At 65.5% G+C, this 18,316-nt stretch carries 13 protein-coding genes and 1 tRNA gene; 10 read left to right on the top strand and 4 right to left on the bottom strand.

Annotation, left to right across the window (positions count from 1 at the left end):
- Window positions 1-20 precede the first annotated feature (20 nt).
- Complete coding sequence (locus AB0323_RS03385) at window positions 21-1,502, top strand: NAD-dependent succinate-semialdehyde dehydrogenase (RefSeq protein ID WP_366176116.1); 1,482 nt, start codon at window positions 21-23, stop codon at window positions 1,500-1,502.
- A 165-nt stretch (window positions 1,503-1,667) separates the two neighbouring features.
- Here AB0323_RS03385 and AB0323_RS03380 read toward each other — a convergent pair whose 3' ends face one another.
- The 3 genes from AB0323_RS03380 to AB0323_RS03370 all read right to left on the bottom strand — a co-directional run bounded on the left by AB0323_RS03380 (window position 1,668) and on the right by AB0323_RS03370 (window position 6,776).
- Complete coding sequence (locus AB0323_RS03380) at window positions 1,668-4,091, bottom strand: DUF3488 and transglutaminase-like domain-containing protein (RefSeq protein ID WP_366176115.1); 2,424 nt, start codon at window positions 4,089-4,091, stop codon at window positions 1,668-1,670.
- Between the two features lie 170 nt (window positions 4,092-4,261).
- Window positions 4,262-5,680: a DUF58 domain-containing protein gene (locus AB0323_RS03375; protein WP_366176114.1), complete on the bottom strand. Its 1,419-nt coding sequence runs from the start codon at window positions 5,678-5,680 to the stop codon at window positions 4,262-4,264.
- A 19-nt stretch (window positions 5,681-5,699) separates the two neighbouring features.
- Entirely contained in the window at window positions 5,700-6,776 is a 1,077-nt protein-coding gene (locus AB0323_RS03370; protein WP_366176113.1) for an AAA family ATPase, read from the bottom strand.
- 187 nt (window positions 6,777-6,963) lie between these two features.
- Here AB0323_RS03370 and AB0323_RS03365 point away from each other — a divergent pair, with 187 nt between their 5' ends.
- From AB0323_RS03365 to AB0323_RS03345, 5 genes are all read left to right on the top strand, one after another.
- Entirely contained in the window at window positions 6,964-7,848 is an 885-nt protein-coding gene (locus tag AB0323_RS03365) for a TatD family hydrolase (protein ID WP_366176112.1), read from the top strand.
- Window positions 7,849-8,115: 267 nt separating this feature from the next.
- Window positions 8,116-9,267, top strand: a complete 1,152-nt coding sequence (locus tag AB0323_RS03360) for a transglycosylase family protein (protein WP_364532435.1) — start codon at window positions 8,116-8,118, stop codon at window positions 9,265-9,267.
- Window positions 9,268-9,374: 107 nt separating this feature from the next.
- Window positions 9,375-10,256 carry a 16S rRNA (adenine(1518)-N(6)/adenine(1519)-N(6))-dimethyltransferase RsmA gene (gene rsmA / locus AB0323_RS03355; protein ID WP_284981024.1) on the top strand — a complete coding sequence of 294 codons (882 nt, stop codon included), beginning with the start codon at window positions 9,375-9,377 and terminating at the stop codon, window positions 10,254-10,256.
- On the top strand, window positions 10,253-11,230 hold the full coding sequence (locus AB0323_RS03350; RefSeq protein WP_366176111.1) for a 4-(cytidine 5'-diphospho)-2-C-methyl-D-erythritol kinase: 978 nt from the start codon (window positions 10,253-10,255) through the stop codon (window positions 11,228-11,230). Before rsmA ends, AB0323_RS03350 begins: the two co-directional genes overlap by 4 nt.
- A gap of 52 nt (window positions 11,231-11,282) precedes the next feature.
- Window positions 11,283-13,118: an ABC-F family ATP-binding cassette domain-containing protein gene (locus AB0323_RS03345; protein ID WP_366176110.1), complete on the top strand. Its 1,836-nt coding sequence runs from the start codon at window positions 11,283-11,285 to the stop codon at window positions 13,116-13,118.
- A 565-nt stretch (window positions 13,119-13,683) separates the two neighbouring features.
- Here AB0323_RS03345 and AB0323_RS03340 read toward each other — a convergent pair.
- Window positions 13,684-14,283, bottom strand: a complete 600-nt coding sequence (locus AB0323_RS03340; protein ID WP_366176246.1) for a TetR/AcrR family transcriptional regulator — start codon at window positions 14,281-14,283, stop codon at window positions 13,684-13,686.
- Window positions 14,284-14,532: 249 nt separating this feature from the next.
- Between AB0323_RS03340 and AB0323_RS03335 the strand changes: the two genes are divergently transcribed.
- The 4 genes from AB0323_RS03335 to AB0323_RS03320 all read left to right on the top strand — a co-directional run bounded on the left by AB0323_RS03335 (window position 14,533) and on the right by AB0323_RS03320 (window position 18,201).
- A tRNA-Gln gene (locus AB0323_RS03335) sits at window positions 14,533-14,604 on the top strand.
- Between the two features lie 153 nt (window positions 14,605-14,757).
- Window positions 14,758-16,266 (top strand): bifunctional UDP-N-acetylglucosamine diphosphorylase/glucosamine-1-phosphate N-acetyltransferase GlmU, encoded by a 1,509-nt coding sequence (gene glmU / locus AB0323_RS03330; RefSeq protein WP_366176109.1) that lies wholly within the window; start codon window positions 14,758-14,760, stop codon window positions 16,264-16,266.
- Window positions 16,263-17,243, top strand: a complete 981-nt coding sequence (locus AB0323_RS03325; protein WP_028266439.1) for a ribose-phosphate diphosphokinase — start codon at window positions 16,263-16,265, stop codon at window positions 17,241-17,243. The genes glmU and AB0323_RS03325 overlap by 4 nt, the downstream gene beginning before the upstream one ends.
- Window positions 17,244-17,628: 385 nt before the next feature.
- Window positions 17,629-18,201 carry a 50S ribosomal protein L25/general stress protein Ctc gene (locus tag AB0323_RS03320; protein ID WP_364532421.1) on the top strand — a complete coding sequence of 191 codons (573 nt, stop codon included), beginning with the start codon at window positions 17,629-17,631 and terminating at the stop codon, window positions 18,199-18,201.
- Window positions 18,202-18,316 lie beyond the last annotated feature (115 nt).

Below are 18,316 nucleotides of genomic sequence, written 5' to 3'. Positions count from 1 at the left end.
CGACTGACGAAGGAGTCACTGTGACTGTTACCGCCGATCGCGAAAGCGAACTTCTCGCCTCCGTTCCCACGGGTCTGCTCATCAACGGCCAGTGGCTGCCTGCCGCATCCGGCAAGACGTTCGACGTCGAGGACCCCGCCACGGGCAAGGTGCTCGTGAGCATCTCCGACGCCGGAGCGGAGGACGGCGCCGCGGCGCTGGACGCTGCTGCAGCCGCCCAGGCCTCCTGGGCCCGTACCGCTCCCCGCGAGCGTGGCGAAATCCTGCGCCGCGCGTTCGAGCTGGTCACGGCACGCGCCGAAGACTTCGCGCTGCTCATGACCTTGGAAATGGGCAAGCCCTTGGCCGAAGCCCGCGGCGAAGTAGCCTATGGCGCCGAGTTCCTGCGCTGGTTCTCCGAGGAAGCCGTCCGCGTCAGCGGCCGCTACTCCGCGGCCCCGGATGGCAAGAACCGCATCCTGGTCCAGAAGAAGCCGGTTGGTCCCTGCTTGCTGATCACCCCGTGGAACTTCCCGCTGGCCATGGCTACCCGCAAGATTGCCCCCGCGGTTGCCGCCGGCTGCACCATGGTGCTCAAGCCCGCCAACCTGACCCCGCTGACCAGCCTGCTCTTCGCGCAGGTCATGCAGGAAGCCGGCCTCCCCGCAGGCGTGCTCAACGTCATCCAGACCTCCACGGCAGGCGCGGTCACCGGGCCGCTCATCAAGGACGACCGCCTGCGCAAGATCTCCTTCACCGGTTCCACCGCCGTCGGGCAGTCCCTCATGCGCGAAGCCGCGGACAAAGTCCTGCGCAGCTCCATGGAACTGGGCGGCAACGCACCGTTCGTGGTCTTCGAGGACGCCGACCTGGACAAGGCCGTCGAAGGCGCCGTCGCGGCCAAGATGCGCAATATGGGCGAGGCCTGCACCGCAGCCAACCGCTTCATTGTGCACGACTCCATCGCCGACGCCTTCGCCGACAAGTTCGCGGCCAAGATCTCGGCACTGAACACCGCCCGCGGTACCGAGCCGGACTCCACGGTAGGCCCGTTGATCGACGGCAAGGCCCGCAACGGCGTGCACGCCCTCGTGTCCGACGCCGTTGCAAACGGCGCGATCGCCGTCACCGGCGGTGCCCCGGTGGACGGACCGGGTTACTTCTACCAGCCCACCGTGCTCAAGAACGTGTCCGCGGACGCCCGCATCCTCAAGGAAGAAATCTTCGGACCGGTGGCCCCGATCATCACCTTCAAGAGCGAAGACGAAGCCATCAAGCTGGCCAACAACACCGAATACGGCCTGGTCGCCTACGTCTACACGAAGGACCTCAACCGGGGCCTGCGCGTCAGCGAACGGATCGAGACCGGCATGCTCGGCCTCAACGCCGGCGTCATCTCCAACGCCGCGGCACCCTTCGGCGGCGTGAAGCAGTCCGGCCTGGGCCGTGAAGGCGGCTTCGAAGGCATCGAAGAATACCTCACCACGCAGTACGTCGGCATCGCGGATCCTTACGCCGACTAGTAGAACTTCGGCGGACCTCTCGCAACGGGGAACTGCCGTTGAATGAAGGCAGGGTACTGGACTTTCGGGTTCCGGTGCCCTGCCTTTTCCGTTCCGTCACCCAACTGGCTCGCAGTTGTTGTCGTTTTCAGGGCCCAGAACGACATCTAATGCGAGTCAGTTGGGTCAGCGCCGCCAGGGGATGGCTTCGAACAGTCTCGCCACGGAGGCTCCCGCCCGGCGGGCCGCCGCCGCGGAAATGCCGCCCAGCCAGCGGAAAGGCGACGACAGGAGCTGGAACCACCTGGACATCAAGGACGGCGGGAACCAATCCGCGCGGAAGACCGCGAACCAGGAGGCATTGCGCCGGAACGCGGCACGGACTGCCGCGATCCGGACCGCCGCTGCGTTCGCTTGGTCCACTGCGGTATTCGCCGGGGCCGGGGGACCGTAACGCTGCCGTTCGAAGTCGCCGGTGAGCGATGCGACCGCACGCTGCCCGGCGTCGTCGGCGGTTCCCGACGGCGATGCTGCCGCCGTCGGCGCTCCGATTGCTGCCGAGTTGCTCAATCGGGCCGCGAAATGCCGCGGCGTTTCGCTGGGCACAGGCGGTACGCCGTAATCCGTCGCGAGGTCCTGAAGCTCAGCCCATGCCAGAACCGGACCATCCGGGGGCGGGGCCGGGCCGGCCGCGCCTCCCGCGCCGGTCTGCCTGGTCCGTGCCGGCCTCAGGCGCCGCGCCCGGATGCCGGAGCGGACCAGCCGGGGGGACGCCGCCAACACCGCCACAAGGAGCGCTGCGGCGGTGACATAAAGAACGGTCGCGGAGCCGGTGGCTGTGCCCGGTCCACCCCCCGGCCCCGCAACGGGCGGTACAGCAGCTGTGCTCGGCGGGGGAGTCGGGGAACCCGGGGCCAGGTTCTCGTCGTGCAGGTTGGTGCTGGGGCCGCCCGGGGCCACAGGCTCGCTCGCATAGGGCGGGACGACGCCGCGGGACGGGGTTGGCTCGAAGGCGACCCAACCGACGCCCTCGAAATAGAGCTCGGGCCAGGCATGGGCATCACGGGCATCCACCTGGTACTCCGGCAGGGGCTCCTGTCCCGCCACGGCAACTGTGGCTCCTGTAGCGTGGCCCGGCGCGTAGCCCACGGCGATGCGGCTCGGGATTCCGTCGAGCCTCGCCATGACGGCCATGGCAGATGCGAAATGGACGCAATAGCCGCTCTTCTGCTGCAGGAAATCGGCCAGCACGGACATGCCGTTGCCGTCATAGCCGCCTTGGACCGGAGCCTGCAGGGAGTAGCTGAACTGGGACGAGCGCAGATAGTCCTGGATCGCCATCGCCTTGGCATAGTTGCCGTTGGCGCCGGCTGTCACTGTCTTGGCTGTGTTCTTCACAATGTCCGGGACATTGCCTGGAAGCTGGATGAAATCCTGCGAAATGGAGGTGGGCTTGGCGTTGTCCTGGCTCAACGTTGCGGACGTCAGGGCCGGCAGCGCCGAATACACCGTGTACTGCTGGTTCCTCGTCGTGCCGTCCTCGCCTCGGATGCTGAGCGTTGCGGGATCCCACGACCAGCGGCCGCTCAGACCGTTGACGGCTGTCGGGGCATAGGGGACCGGCAGATACGGGCTGGTGAATTGTCCGGCATCGACCACCGTCACTTGGCGGACCAGATCGGAGGGAAGCGGGTAGTCCGGCGCCATGCGGCCCGGTCCGATGCGCCGGGAGGCTTCGCGGTCGTCCGGTGCCCAGGTATCGCCGTCGAACTTGTCGATGGTGACCGAGCGCAAGTACACCGGGGCCGTGGAACTCGTGGCATAGGTGATGCTGCCGTCGCCGCTTGGATTCCGCAGGCTGTTGCCGAGCGTGATCATGGGGTTCAGGCCGTTCGAGACTCCCCAGGGATTCAGCCGCGAGCCGACGGGAAACGTCCCGCGTTCGAAGCCCGGAACCGCCAACGGCAACAGGAGCCCCAGCACCAGGGCCACGCCACCGATCACCATGGAGCGTTTGAGCTGCCCTGTGCCATGGGCGTTGTCGGTCTGCAGCCGCGAGTCCGGTGCGAACCACTGGCTGCAACCCAGGATCAGGATGAAGCCGACGGCGGCGGCGAGGAATCCGGGCAGCCCGCCGCCTTGCGGCTTGATGATCGCCGGGAACACAAGGACAGCCAGCAGGCCCAAGCCACTCGTTGCAGGCATGCCCAGCGGGACTGCCAGGGCATCGGTCAGGACAGCCACCAAGCCCAGGGCCGCACAGGCCACGAACACTATTCCGGCGTTCGGGGAGACCGGCGCAGTCTCCGAGACGACCGTTTCGCCGGCCCGTTTGAGGAATTGGCCCAGCGTGTCAAGGGTCGGGCCGGAAGGAATGAAGCCGGCGATGCTTTCAGGCCGGAAGAACGTGAAGTCGAGGATGAACACCAAGGCCAGCAAGCCGCCCAACGTGGTGAGCACCGGGTGGACCCTCAAGGCGCGCAGCACAGCCAGGGTCAATCCGACGACACACACCGTAGTGATGGCAGGAACCAGCCACGCCCAGCCCCTGAACACCCCGTTGAGCGACAGCGAGGCACCTAGTACGGCGAAAGCGATGGCCGCCGACATAGCCCATGGGTAGGCTCCGGGTCCTGGCGTTCGCGGGCGGGCCGGCCTTCCCGGGCCAGGGGAGCCGCCTGGACCGCGGGCCGGTCCCGGACCACGCCCCGAGGGGTCACCTGTCCCTGCCGCCTCCGGGCCGGGGGACCGTCCCGGAGGGCCGTTCCTGGAGGTAGTGGTCATCGTGGCACCGCCGCGCCACGGCGGACGTCCATCGCTGCGGCAGCAGCCGCGAGGATCTCTCCCTGGTCGAAACCTGCCCATGCAGCCGGCAGGTCCGTTCTGGAACTCACGGCGACGGCACGCCAGCCGCCCAGCTTCAGGGCTTCAATGACGGGCTGGACATGGTGAGGGTGGTCGGTGACCACGAGGGCAAAAGCGTTGGCCCCGTAGCCGGCGGCCGGGGCCAACGCGCGGGCCTCGGAGAGCGGCATGTTGCCGAGCAGCGCGATAACGGGTCCGCGCAGGCGGTGTGCCGCCAGCTTGTCCATCAGGTGGTCCTCGAACGGCGCCTCGGCACCCTCGACGGCGGCAGCTTCTGTGCGGCCGCGCTCGCCGTGGACGTGCCGTGGGCCGCTGAGCTGGATGGCGGCGAGGCTGTCGGCAATGGATTGCAGGCCTCCCAAACCGCTGAATTCCTCGGTCTCGGGATACGGTGCGGAGCGGGATGCGCGAAATGCGGGGTGTCCGGCAGCATCGAGGAAACGCAGCGAATAGTTGCGGTCGGCAAGGTGGGCACTGATCGACATCGCTGCCGTCACGATCCATTCGAAGTTCTCGTTGCTCACCAGCTCAAAAGCGTCCTCGTGGGCCGGGCCGAAGACTGCGGCCGAGCCCGATACGAAAGCGGAATAGCGCTGGTCCATGATGATGGTCGCCTCCGGCGTCGTGACGGATTCCTCCTGCCGCACCATGAGTTCGCCGTGCCTCGCCGTCGCGGCCCAATGGACGCGTCGCATGGGGTCGCCGTGCCTGTATTCGCGGGTCATCACGTCGTCGTCGCTGGGATTGGCGCGGATCCGGGTGGCCGTCACGCCGTCGTTTCCGCGTGCGCCGGCGAGGCCGGTGGCGGGGAGTTCGACGGCGGCAGGCGTCACGGTGAGGATGTCGCCGTCGTCGATCTGGTGCCGGTGCAGAGACAAACCGAACGGATCGCAGAACTCGGCGGTGACCGGACCGATCCTGAACTGGCCGCGCTTGCCGGACCGCAAATGGTATTCATAGCGGCTGGTGCCGCCGGAAGCGGCTCGGGCAGGAAAGCGAAAAGCCGGAGGTTCGCCGAAGCGCAGCGGCAATTGCTCCTCCATGATCACCGGCCCGGCAGCCGCGCCGGTCCGGGCCACCGCCAAGCGCACCGTGGCCGTGGAGGACGTCTCCACGGAAGAGGGGTGGAATTCGCGGAATACCTGGAACCGCGGTTTGAGGATACGGACCCCGGCAAGCGACACCAGCGGCAGCACCAGCAGCAGGATCCCGAGGGCCAACAGATCCCGCCTGCCCATGATCTGGGCGAGCAGCAAGGAACCCACACCGCTGGCGAGCAAGCCCCAACCACGGGAAGTGAACAGATGCTTCGGAAGTAGATCGATCAGAGCCACGCCTGCCCCTCCTTCGCCCCTAGCTGCCGCGGCGTTCCGCGGCAGCGTCCTGGCTTATCGGGAGGTTGGCCAGCATCGCCCGGATGATGCTCTGCGGAGTATCACCGGAACTCGCGGCCTTGCGGTCAAGGATGATGCGGTGTGCCAGGACCGACTCGGCTACGGAAATGACGTCGTCGGGCAGGACGAAATCCCTTGCGTCAAGGGCTGCGGTCGCTTTGGCCGCGCGCAGTAGTTGCAGCAGGGAGCGCGGGCTGGCCCCGAGACGCAGTCGGGCGCTGTCCCGGGTGGCCCGGCCCAAGGCAACCGTGTACTCCTTGACCGATTGGGAAACATAGACCTGCTGCACCGTGGCGATCATCGCGGCGACGTCCGCGGCAGTGACCACCGGGGTGACTTTGGCGAGGGGTGAGACCGCCTGGTGCGTCTCGAGCATCTCGATCTCCGAGAGCTTGTCCGGGTAGCCCATCGAGATGCGGGCCATGAAACGGTCCCGCTGCGCCTCCGGCAGCGGATACGTTCCTTCCATTTCGATGGGATTCTGCGTCGCGACAACCATGAACGGCTCGCCCAGCTGGTAGGAATGGCCGTCCACCGTGACCTGGTGTTCCTCCATGCATTCGAGGAGGGCGGACTGCGTCTTGGCGGAGGCGCGGTTTATTTCGTCTCCGATCACGATGTTGGCGAACACCGCACCCATCCGGAACTCGAACTGCCGCGAGGACTGGTTGTAGATGGAGACGCCCGTGACATCGGAAGGAAGCAGGTCCGGGGTGAACTGGATACGGCTGACCTTGCAATCGATGGTGCGGGCGAGGGTCTTGGCAAGCAACGTCTTGCCTACGCCCGGCACGTCCTCCACCAGCAGGTGGCCCTGGGCGAGGAGCACGGTGAGGGCAAGCTTGGCCGCCTCGGCTTTGCCGTCGATCACCTTGTTGATGGCCTTCAGGATCTTCTCGCTGGCAGCATGGAATTGCTCAGGATCCATGACCGTCGGCTTGTGCCCGTTGAGGGACTCGCGCTCAGGTGGCAACGCAACCACGGCCTCGTCCGGCAGCAATTGTTCATCAACGGTGCCGTGTCGCTTTGAGTCCATGGACAATCCCCTCAGCCATGACAGAACCTCAGCCGGGCAGCGGTGCCCTGGCCGGGATATACCGCCTTTTGTACCAGATTACCCAGCCTAGGCCCGCCGCAGACAGAGGCAGCCTCCCGAGGGAGGGACGGCGAAGGGATACAGGAGTGAGCAGGAAGGCACCGGCAGGGAAAGATAGGGTGGATTCATGTGCAATTCCCTCCCGCCGGCTTCCTACCGCGCGCCTGAAACCGGCGATTCCCGCAAGGAATACCCGCCTGCTCCCGAGCCCCTGCCGGTCCCCGTGATGGACAACCACACGCACCTCGACTTCCGGCACGGCCTGCTGGAAGTTGCCGTGGCGGATGCCCTCGACGCGGCCGAGGCCGTGGGTGTCCAGGGCGCGGTGCAGGTGGGGTGCGACCTTGAGTCATCGCGGTTCACGGTCCAGGCGCTTGACGCGGACCGGCGGCTCCTGGGAGCGGTCGCCATCCACCCCAACGATGCCCCCGTCTACGCGGGCCGCGGAGAGCTGGAATCGGCGCTCGCGGAAATCGAGGAGCTGGCGGCCCACCCGAGGGTCCGTGCGATCGGCGAAACCGGACTTGATTTCTTCCGCACCCATGGCGACGGCCTGGCGCACCAACGCCAATCATTCCGCCGCCACATCGACATCGCGAAGAGGCTGGACCTCACGCTCCAAATCCACGACCGTGACGCCCATGACGACGTCGTCCAGGTTCTCCGGGAGGAGGGGGCCCCTGAGCGGGTGGTGTTCCATTGCTTCTCGGGCGATGAAGAGCTGGCGCGGATCTGTAACACGAACGGCTGGTACATGTCCTTCGCGGGCACCATGACGTTCAAGAACGCCGCAAACCTGAGGGACGCGCTGGCCATCGCGGATCCGGAACTCGTGCTCGTCGAAACCGACTCCCCGTTCCTCACACCGCACCCCTACCGGGGCCGTCCGAACGCGAGTTACATGGTCCCGTACACCGTTCGTTCCATGGCTGATGTGACCGGAACAGAGCTTTCCACGCTGTGCTCGCAACTGGCTCAAAACACCGTCGCGAGCTATGGGTCCTGGGACTGAACAGAATCGGCGTTGCATACCCGGTATGTAAAAATCTTGGCCACTTTATAACGCTTCGGTTACAGTGGGTAACCAGTAGCCGGGGTCGGGGAAGGCCTTCGGACAACTAACTCCGTTCGCAATTGGTGTTTTCAGTTGAATTGAGTGTGGCGGCGCACAACTCCGCTGCAGTCCTCACGCATGCTTCGGCCTGCATCCGGGACCGCGGCAGGAGGCCCCCTGTGCGCTTTTCCCCGTGCCCGGATGGTCTAAAAGTTACGGGCAAACATGGTCAAGTTCTTCACCACGGACGGCAAGTTCAGTTTCGTCAAGGTCGGTGCACAGCTGCTGGTGCTTTTGGCACTGGTACTGGGAGTCGTTGCTTTTACCGGCAATAACAAATCAGTCACCCTCAACGTCGACGGCAAAGTGAGTTCCGTCCAGACCTTCGGCAATACCGTTGACCAAGTGGTCAAGGCAGCCAAGGTTGATCTGAAGGCTGAAGACCGGGTTTCCCCGGCCTTGGACGCCTCGGTGCAGAACGGCTCCATCATCAACGTCAACCTCGCCAAGGCCGTCACCGTCAGCCTTGATGGCGCCCAGCGTACGGTCAACACCACGGCCCCGAACGTCGAAGGCCTCGTCTCCGAACTCGGTGTCGCGAGCGCGTCCGCTGTCTCCCAACCCAAAGACACGCAGCTGGCCGTCTCCGGGTCCTACGTTTCGATCCTGACCCCCAAGACGATCAGCCTGATCGTGGACGGGCAGAGCTCTTCGAAAACCACGACGGCGGCAGACGTGGGAACGGTCCTCAGCGATGCCGGCGTCTCGCTCGGCGCGAACGACAGGGTTTCGCAGCCCAACTCGGCTCCCGTTGTCCAGAACATGGTGATCAAGGTTTCGCGGGTGGACACCAGCAAGACCGCCACCGAAACGGAGAACGTTCCCTTCGACACGGTCACCACGGAAGACGCCACCCAGTTCAGCGACCAGAAGACCGTAACCCAGGAAGGGGTCCTCGGCCTGCTCAGCAAGACCTTCAAGCTCGTCCTGGTGGATGGTCGTGAAGCTTCCCGGACTTTGGTCTCCTCTGACGTCACCGTCAAGCCGGTCTCCGCGAAGGTGACGGTCGGAACCAAGGAACGCCCCAAGCCTGCCCCTGCCGCGGCTGTTGCCTCAGGACCGACTGGCGCACCGAACGAGGCAATGTGGGACAAGATCGCACAGTGTGAGTCCGGCGGGAACTGGGCCATCAACACTGGCAACGGTTACTACGGCGGCCTGCAGTTCGACATCCAGACCTGGATCGGTTCCGGCGGTGGTGCCTACGCCCCCAACGCCGCCGCCGCCAGCAAGGCCCAGCAGATCGACATCGCCAACCGCGTCTACGCGCAGCGCGGCCTGTCGCCATGGGGCTGCGGATGGGCAGCTTCGAGCTAAGCGAAATGAAATCGGCCGGGTCCGGAATCTTCCGGGCCCGGCCTTTTCGCGTGCTGAAGATGGAGGGCGGGCGCCCCCGCTCGGCGCTCAGACGATACGATACCTAGGTGATTGAACCGAATTCCGAACCCGCCGCCGTCGCACCCCTTCTGGGAGCTGCGGACATCCGACGGCTCGCCGAGGAAATCGGTGTCCGCCCGACAAAGACCCTGGGCCAGAACTTCGTCATCGACGGCAACACGATCCGCAGGATCGTCTCTGCCGCCGGTATCGATCCCGAGGAAACCGTGCTGGAAGTCGGGCCGGGGCTGGGTTCCTTGACGCTCGGCCTGCTCGACGCCGCCAAAACAGTCGTCGCCGTAGAAATCGATCCCGTACTGGCCGGCAAGTTGCCGGACACCGTGCGCACCTGGCGCCCCGAGGCCGTGGACGACTTCCATCTCGTCCTCTCCGATGCCATGAAGGTCACCGAACTTCCAGTACAGCCCACCGCCCTCGTGGCCAACCTGCCGTACAACGTGGCGGTCCCGGTGGTCCTGCACTTGCTCCAACATTTCCCGAGCCTGCAGCACGGGCTGGTCATGGTCCAGGACGAGGTGGCGGACCGGCTGGCCGCAGGTCCCGGCTCCAAGATCTACGGAGTCCCATCGGTCAAGGCCGCCTGGTACGGCCACATGCGCAAGGCCGGCGTGATCGGCATGAATGTCTTCTGGCCCGCGCCGAAAATCCACTCCGGGCTCGTGTCCTTCACGCGCGGCGCACCGCCGGCAACGCACGCCACGCGCGAACAGGTCTTCGCGGTCATCGACGCCGCATTCGCCCAGCGCCGCAAGACGCTCCGCGCGGCACTGGCAACGTGGGCCGGGAGCGCGGCGGAGGCCGAACGTTTCATCGTGGCTGCCGGCGTTGATCCGACGGCCCGCGGAGAAGTCCTCGATATCAACGCGTTTGTCCGGATCGCCGAGGCACGCCACCCCCTGGACGCATGAATCCGGCAATCAGCGGCGCGAACCGCGGGCGCTTCGTCGCACGGACCGTACGCGTCCGGGCACCGGGCAAGGTGAACGTGTCCCTCAACGTCGGTCCCTTGCGGCCCGACGGCTACCACTCGGTGGCCAGCGTGTATCTCGCGGTGTCCCTGTACGAGGAAGTAGCCGCCACGAGCACTGAGGAGCCCGGTATCACGGTCAGCCTCGGTCCCTCAAGCACGTTGGACCTCGACGGCGTGGACATCCCCCTGGACGAGCGGAACCTGGCTTACAAGGCCGCCGCCATCATGAGGGATGTCTCGGAGAACGCCACGGGCGTGCACTTGGAAATCACCAAGCGCGTCCCCGTTGCCGGAGGCATGGGCGGCGGCTCGGCCGATGCCGCAGCGACACTCCTGGCCTGTGACGCGCTCTGGAACAGTGGTTTGTCACGCGAAGAACTGGCCCACCTTGCAGCCGAGTTGGGCGCGGACGTGCCGTTCTCGCTCCTCGGAGGCACCGCCGTCGGGCTTGGCGTCGGCGACGAACTCTCACCCGCCCTGGCCAAAGCGCAAATGGACTGGGTCCTGGTCTGCGCCGACTACGGACTCTCCACCCCCGAGGTCTTCCGCACCTTGGACAGGCTTCGGAACATGGAGGGACTCGACATCCCCGAACCGCTTGAAGTGGACGCCAAGATCCTCCAGGCGCTGCGCGACGGGAATCCCGACGCCCTGAGCAAAGTCCTTATCAACGACCTCCAGCGCGCCTCGATCGAACTGGCTCCGCAATTGCGGGACACCATCGGAATAGGGGAGTCCAACGGCGCCCTCGCCGGGATTGTTTCCGGTTCCGGCCCCACCGTGGCTTTGCTCGCCCACAACCCCCGGGCGGCGGAGGGGCTCGCCGAGGACCTTCGGCACCTGGGCCACAACGCCCTTGCCGTGCACGGCCCGGTTCCCGGTGCCAGGATCATCTCCGATACCCTCCTTTGACGAGTCGCCAGTAGCGACTCTCCTGACTATTCACACCAGAAAGTAGTACCCAGTGGCCCACCTGCTCGGCGGTGAAAACCTCACCGTTTCGTTCGCAACCCGCACCATCCTCGACGGCGTAACCCTTGGTTTGGAGGACGGCGACAGGATCGGCATGGTCGGGCGCAACGGCGACGGCAAATCCACGCTGATGCGCTTGCTGGCATTGCGCTCGACCCCCGACTCCGGCCGTGTCACCAAACGCGGCGACGTCAATATCGGCTACCTCGACCAATCCGACGTGCTCGACAACGACCTCACAGTGGGGGCCGCGATCGTCGGCGACCAAGCCGACCACGAATGGGCCGCGAACCCAAAGATCCGGGAGATCATGGGCGGGCTCGTGGCCGATGTCGATTGGCACGCCAACGTCCACGCTCTTTCCGGCGGACAAAAACGCAGGGTCGCCCTGGCCAAGCTCCTCATCGAGGACCACGACGTGATCATGCTCGACGAGCCCACCAACCACCTCGACGTGGAAGGGGTCGCCTGGCTCTCCCGGCACTTGAAGACCCGCTGGCGGGCCAACCAGGGCGCGTTCCTTGTGGTGACCCACGACCGTTGGTTCCTGGACGAAGTCTGCAACCGGACGTGGGAAGTGCACGACGCCATGGTTGACCCGTTCGACGGCGGCTACGCAGCCTACGTGTTGGCCCGCGCCGAGCGCGACCGGAGCGCAGCCGTCGTCGAGAGCAAGCGGCAACAGCTGGTCAAGAAGGAACTGGCATGGCTGCGCCGGGGCGCCCCGGCCCGCACCTCGAAGCCGAAGTTCCGCATCGAAGCCGCCAACGAGCTGATCGCCGATGTTCCTGATCCACGCGACTCCGTGGCCCTGAGCAAGATGGCAACCGCACGGCTCGGCAAGGACGTGCTGGACCTTGAAGGCGTCTCCCTGGACTTCAAGGGCGACGACGTCGGTCGGAAGCTGTTCGACGACGTCACCTTGCGCTTGGCGCCCGGGCAGCGGCTCGGGCTGGTGGGCGTCAACGGCGCCGGAAAGTCCACGCTGCTTCGGCTCCTCAACGGCGAGATCACGCCGAGTTCCGGCAAGGTCAAGCGTGGCAAGACCGTTGTCACCGCGGTGCTCAGCCAGGACGTCAAGGAGCTCGACGACGTGTCGGACCTTCGCGTGATCGAGGTCATCGAACGCGAGAAGCGCTCCTTCAGCGTGGGAGGCAAGGAATTCACGGCCGGCCAGCTCGTGGAGCAGCTCGGGTTCACCAAGGAAAAGCAGTGGACGCCCGTCACCGACCTTTCCGGTGGCGAACGGCGCCGCCTGCAGCTTTTGCGCCTGTTGGTGGGCGAACCGAACGTCCTGATGCTCGACGAACCCACCAACGACCTCGATACCGACACCCTGGCTGCCGTCGAAGACGTCCTGGACGGCTGGCCCGGCACGCTGGTCGTTGTCAGCCACGACCGCTACCTGCTGGAACGCGTCACGGATTCGCAAATGGCGCTTCTGGGCGACGGCAAGCTGCGCGGACTTCCGGGCGGCGTGGACCAGTACCTGGAATTGCGCGAAGCCGCGTTGGCGAGCGGCGCGGTGACCGGCGGCGCGTCGAGCGGGAGCGCCAGGCCGACGGCGGCAAGCGGCTCGAGTGCCGCCGCTTCCGGGCCGAGCGAAGCAGAGAAGCGTGAAGCCCGGAAGGACCTGAACAGGATCGACAGGCAGCTGGGCAAGATCGCGCAACAAGAAGAGAAGCTCCACGTCCAAATGGCGGCCAAGTCCCAATCCGGCGATTTCGACGCCCTCGGCGAACTGAACACCAAGCTGCAGGAGCTCCTCGAAGAAAAAGAAGGCCTGGAGCTCGAATGGCTCGAGGCGGCGGAGATCCTGGGGGAGTAGGCGGGGTGGGACGACGCCTGCTGCCGGATTCCCGCGGTCACCTTGGGTGCCGGAGCCGGCCCTTCCGCGTCGCTTAGACACAACGCAAAGGGGCTACTCGCTCGCTGAGCGAGCTCCTAGCCCGTTGCGTCGCGATGCGCTCCTTTCGGAAGAACCGCCCCCGGCGGGGGAAGTCGCCTCGCGCGGGTGGACTGCCGGCGTCGTCCGCTGAGGTGCAATGGTACGGGGGCCGTGGAACTCGAGGCCTGGTGAAACTTCGGGAATTCTCGACACCCAAACGTTCTGGCGACTCGGGATGTGGAATTCGATGCGCGGATTCCGGCGTCGAGACTAGGGCGCGCCAAACGGAAGATTGGCAGGAGCGGCGCTGCGGGCCTTCGGGTAGGAGCGCATCGCGGCGCATCGGGGTTTGGAGGTCGCTCAGCGACCGGAAGACCCCTAATGCGCTGTGTCTAAGCGACGGCGAAGGGCCGTTGCGCTGCGTAGGTGCCCACGGACACGTGCGGAGGTGACCACGGAAACCGGGAGGCGGACGCAACCCCGGAACAAAACCCACCCAGCCGCCCTAGCCCTCGCTCTGCAGTTCCGGCTCTTTTTGCAGGCCTGTCAGGCCGTTCCATGCCAGGTTGACCAAGTGGGCTGCTACTGCGCGTTTGTCGGGCTCGCGGTGGTCCAGCCACCATTGGCCGGTCATGGCCACCATGCCTACCAGCATCTGGGCATACACGGCGCCGTCGGCTGCGCTGAATCCGCGCCGGGAGAATTCGTCGGCGAGCAGGTTTTCCACGCGATCCGCGACGTGGGAGAGCAGGGTGGAGAAGGCGCCCTCGGGCTGGGAGGGCGGGGCGTCCCGCATGAGGATCCGAAAGCCATCGCTCCGCTCTTCGATGTAGCCAAGCAACGCAAGGGCCGCCTGTTCAACGAGGACGCGTGGTTTGGCCTCGGCGGCGAGGGACTCGTTGATGGCGTCGAGCAGGATCCGGAATTCGAACTCCACAACCTGCGTGTAGAGGCCTTCCTTCGAGCCGAAGTGCTCGTAAATCACGGGCTTTGACACGCCTGCGGCGGCTGCGATTTCGTCAATGGTCGTGCCGTCCAGGCCGCGGGCGGCGAAGAGGCCCCGGCCAATATCGATGAGCTGGGAGCGGCGCTGGGAGCCTGTCATTCGGGCACGGGCAACCTGGCCTGCGGGTGCGTGGTTGATCACCCTGGAACCCGTGGATTGCCGGGGAATCCCTGTGCTGTTGCTCACGCATCCATCATGCCTCATGTCAAGCGTGAAGCGGTCTCGGGAGCGCCAGCAAGTACCGCTGAAAAAGAATCAGGAATGCACCAAGTCGCGAACACCGCAATCCTCATGGCAAACTAGATTCTTGTGTGTGCGACCCGGTCAATCGGGAACACGTGCACACGGTCCGCTCTGGTGTAATGGCAGCACCCCGGCCTTTGGAGCCGTGGAGTATAGGTTCGAATCCTATGGGCGGAACTTGTCGGTGTCTGCCGGCACCGCATCTCGAGGCACCGTCTCTCCCGAAGCTGTCCACTGGCTGCGCGGAAGGCTGTGAACCGGCGAGAGTACGATAGAGCAGATGCCGCAGCCGGGTTCGCCCGGACTTAACCGAGCAAGGAGAGCGACTTCGTGAGCCCCGACCCTACTGGCCCCGCCGCTGTAATTGTCCTAGCCGCCGGAGCCGGTACGAGGATGAAGTCGCGGACTCCCAAGATCCTTCACGAAATCGGCGGACGCTCCATGGTGGCGCACGCCATCCTCGCGGCCCGCTCCATCGACCCCCAGCAGCTGGCCCTGGTGGTCCGCCACGAACGGGACCTCGTCGCCGCGCACGTCGGACTGATCGATCCCGACGCCGTCATCGTGGACCAGGACGATGTTCCGGGAACCGGACGGGCGGTGGAAGTAGCGCTTGACGCCTTGGACGCGAGGGGCGAACTCAACGGCACCGTGGTGGTCACGTATGGCGATGTGCCCTTGCTGACCGGGTCCCTTCTCTCCGAGCTTGTCGCCACGCATGAATCCGAGGGCAACGCGGTGACGGTCCTGACGGCGATCCTCAACGACGCCAACGGTTATGGCCGGATCCTTCGTGCCGAGGACGGCACCGTGCTGGGCATACGCGAACACAAGGACGCCAGCGACGCTGAGCGCTCCATCCGCGAGGTCAACTCCGGCATTTACGCTTTTGACGCAAAAGTGCTTCGCGAGCAGCTGCACAAGGTGACAACTGACAACATCCAGCGCGAAAAGTACCTCACCGACGTGCTCGAATTGGCGCGCGACGCCGGAGGCCGGGTTTCCGCCGTCGTCACCGAGGACCGTTGGCAGGTAGAAGGCGCAAACGACCGGGTCCAACTGGCCGCACTTGGCGCCGAGCACAACCGCCGCATCGTCGAGGCCTGGATGCGTGCCGGCGTCACGGTCGTTGACCCGGCCACCACCTGGATCGATTCCACCGTCACTTTGGACGAAGACGTCCGCCTCCTGCCCAACACGCAGCTCCACGGCACCACCACCGTGGCGCGCGACGCCGTCGTCGGCCCCGACACGACCCTCACCGACGTTTCGGTGGGCGAAGGCGCGAAGGTGACCCGCACGCACGGCTCAGGATCCACTATCGGTGCGGGAGCCAGCGTCGGTCCGTTCACCTACCTGCGTCCCGGCACTGTCCTTGGGGAGACCGGCAAGATCGGCGCCTTCTACGAAACCAAGAACGTGACGATCGGCCGCGGTTCGAAGCTGTCCCACCTCGGCTATGCCGGCGACGCCGAGATCGGCGAGGACACCAACATCGGCTGCGGCAACATTACTGCCAACTACGACGGCGAGAAGAAGCACCGCACGGTGATCGGCTCCGGTGTGCGGACCGGTTCCAACACCGTTTTCGTGGCCCCCGTAAGGATTGGCGACGGCGCGTACACCGGTGCCGGAGCCATCATCCGCAAAGACGTTCCCGCCGGAGCCCTCACCCTGAGCGTTGCTCCCCAGCGAAACGCCGAGGGCTGGGTCATCGCCAACCGGCAGGGCAGCAACTCGGCCCAACGGGCGCAGGCTGCGCAAGCCGCGCATGGCTCCACTGCCACCCCCGATTCCTCAAGTACTCCGGCAACCACAGAAGAGGGCACACAGGCATGAGCGAAATTACCGCACACGGCGAGAAGAAACTAGTTCTCGCCGCCGGACGGGCGCACCCCGAGCTGGCGCAGGAAATCGCCAAGGAGCTGGAAACCGAACTCCTGCCTATCGACGCTTACGACTTCGCGAACGGGGAGATCTACGTGCGCTCAGCGGAGAGCGTCCGTGGCACCGATGCCTTCGTCATCCAGGCGCACCCGGCCCCGCTGAACAACTGGCTCATGGAGCAGTTGATCATGATCGATTCCCTGAAGCGCGCTTCGGCGAAGCGGATCACGGTTGTTTCGCCGTTCTACCCGTACGCCCGGCAGGACAAGAAGGGCCGCGGCCGCGAGCCGATCTCCGCCCGTTTGGTGGCTGACCTTTACAAGACCGCCGGCGCGGACCGCATCATGTCCGTTGACCTGCACACTTCCCAGATCCAGGGTTTCTTTGACGGCCCCGTGGACCACCTGATGGCCATTCCGTTGCTTGCCGACTACATCCGCACCAGGGTCGAAGCGGACAACATCACCGTTGTCTCGCCGGATACCGGCCGTGTCCGCGTTGCGGAGCAGTGGGCCGAGCGCCTGGGCGGCGCGCCGCTGGCGTTCGTGCACAAGAGCCGGGACCTCACGGTACCGAACCAGGCTGTCTCCAAGACCGTCGTCGGGCAGATCGAAGGCCGCACCTGTGTCCTGATCGACGACATGATCGACACCGGTGGAACGATCTCCGGCGCTGTCCAGGTCCTCAAGAACGCCGGCGCCAAGGACGTCATCATCGCATGCACCCACGCCGTGTTCTCCGAGCCGGCGGCCCAGCGCCTGGCCGATTCCGGTGCCCGCGAAGTCGTCGTCACGAACACCCTGCCGATTCCGGCCGACAAGCGCTTCCCGCAGCTCACGGTGCTGTCGATCGCACCCTTGATTGCGCGCGCCATCCGCGAAGTGTTCGACGACGGCTCCGTCACCAGCCTCTTCGACGGCAACGCCTAGCCCAACTCATATCAGCTGGCCGGCTGAGTAGTCCCCGCCCGGACAATTGGTCCCCGGCCCAACTGACTGGCAGTTGTTGTCGTTTTCGGGCCTCATAACGGCAACAAATGCGAGCCAGTTGGGTCAGGCCGGGGCCGTTTTCCCTTTGGCGGGACGCGGCTGCTAAACTCTTGGGGATACCTTGGCGAGGGAGAGCACATCCGGGTTAGTTCCGGATTGCGGGTCTCCGTTATCGACTGGGTCTGAATCTCCTTCAACGAAGGCGGACTGAACCTGCTGCTCAGCGGCTGGCATTCCGCCGGGCGTGGAAGGTCACCACAGACCTCCGCCCTTGCTGATCGACTTGCCGGCAATTTGCCGGCGCCACAGTAATCAAGGAGTACACATGTCTGAGCAGAAGCTCGCAGCAGAACTGCGCACCGAATTCGGCAAGGGTTTCGCCCGCCGCGCCCGTGCAGCCGGCCAGATCCCGGCCGTCATCTACGGCCACGGCGCTGAGCCCATCCACATCAACCTCCCGGGCCGCGCCACCACCCTGGCCGTCCGCGTTTCCAACGCCCTGCTGTCCCTCGACGTCAACGGCGAAGAGCACCTGGCACTCGTGAAGGACATCCAGCGCGACCCGATCAAGCAGATCATCGAGCACATCGACCTCCTGACCGTCCGCAAGGGCGAGAAGGTCACCGTTGACGTGGCCGTCCACGTTATCGGTGAAGCTGCCATTGGCGCAGTCGCCAACCAGGAAGCCACCACGGTTTCCCTCGAAGCCGAGGCCACGCACCTGCCGACCTTCGTCGAAATCAGCATTGAAGGCCGCAAGGCCGGCGAGCACGTCCACGCTTCGGACATCGTCCTGCCGAGCGGCTCGGAACTGCTCACCGATCCCGAGACCCTCATCATCAACATCTCGGAGGCCACTTCGGAGGCCGAAGAAGAGGCAGCTCCTGCCGCTGAGTAGTCGTTCGGTTTAGTAGTCGTTCGGTTTAGTCGAGGCATTCGCCTTTGCGAGTGGCCGGGTCCTGAGGGGCCCGGCCACTTCTTTTTCTTTCCACCCTCTTGATTCCCTAGGATGA

Origin of the sequence: Arthrobacter sp. NPDC080031 (assembly GCF_040702485.1) — a bacterium.
GTDB lineage: Bacteria > Actinomycetota > Actinomycetes > Actinomycetales > Micrococcaceae > Arthrobacter.
The sequence above is the reverse complement of the archived record's forward strand: the minus strand, read 5'-3'. Positions and strand labels throughout refer to the sequence as shown.

Excerpts from the sequence above, each read along its gene's own strand:
- AB0323_RS03380 (WP_366176115.1), bottom strand. The coding sequence starts at position 4,091 with ATGTCGGCGGCCATCGCTTTCGCCGTACTAGGTGCCTCGCTGTCGCTC.
- AB0323_RS03370 (WP_366176113.1), bottom strand. The coding sequence starts at position 6,776 with ATGGACTCAAAGCGACACGGCACCGTTGATGAACAATTGCTGCCGGAC.
- AB0323_RS03365 (WP_366176112.1), top strand. The coding sequence starts at position 6,964 with ATGTGCAATTCCCTCCCGCCGGCTTCCTACCGCGCGCCTGAAACCGGC.
- AB0323_RS03360 (WP_364532435.1), top strand. The coding sequence starts at position 8,116 with ATGGTCAAGTTCTTCACCACGGACGGCAAGTTCAGTTTCGTCAAGGTC.
- AB0323_RS03350 (WP_366176111.1), top strand. The coding sequence starts at position 10,253 with ATGAATCCGGCAATCAGCGGCGCGAACCGCGGGCGCTTCGTCGCACGG.
- AB0323_RS03340 (WP_366176246.1), bottom strand. The coding sequence starts at position 14,283 with ATGACAGGCTCCCAGCGCCGCTCCCAGCTCATCGATATTGGCCGGGGC.
- AB0323_RS03325 (WP_028266439.1), top strand. The coding sequence starts at position 16,263 with ATGAGCGAAATTACCGCACACGGCGAGAAGAAACTAGTTCTCGCCGCC.
- AB0323_RS03320 (WP_364532421.1), top strand. The coding sequence starts at position 17,629 with ATGTCTGAGCAGAAGCTCGCAGCAGAACTGCGCACCGAATTCGGCAAG.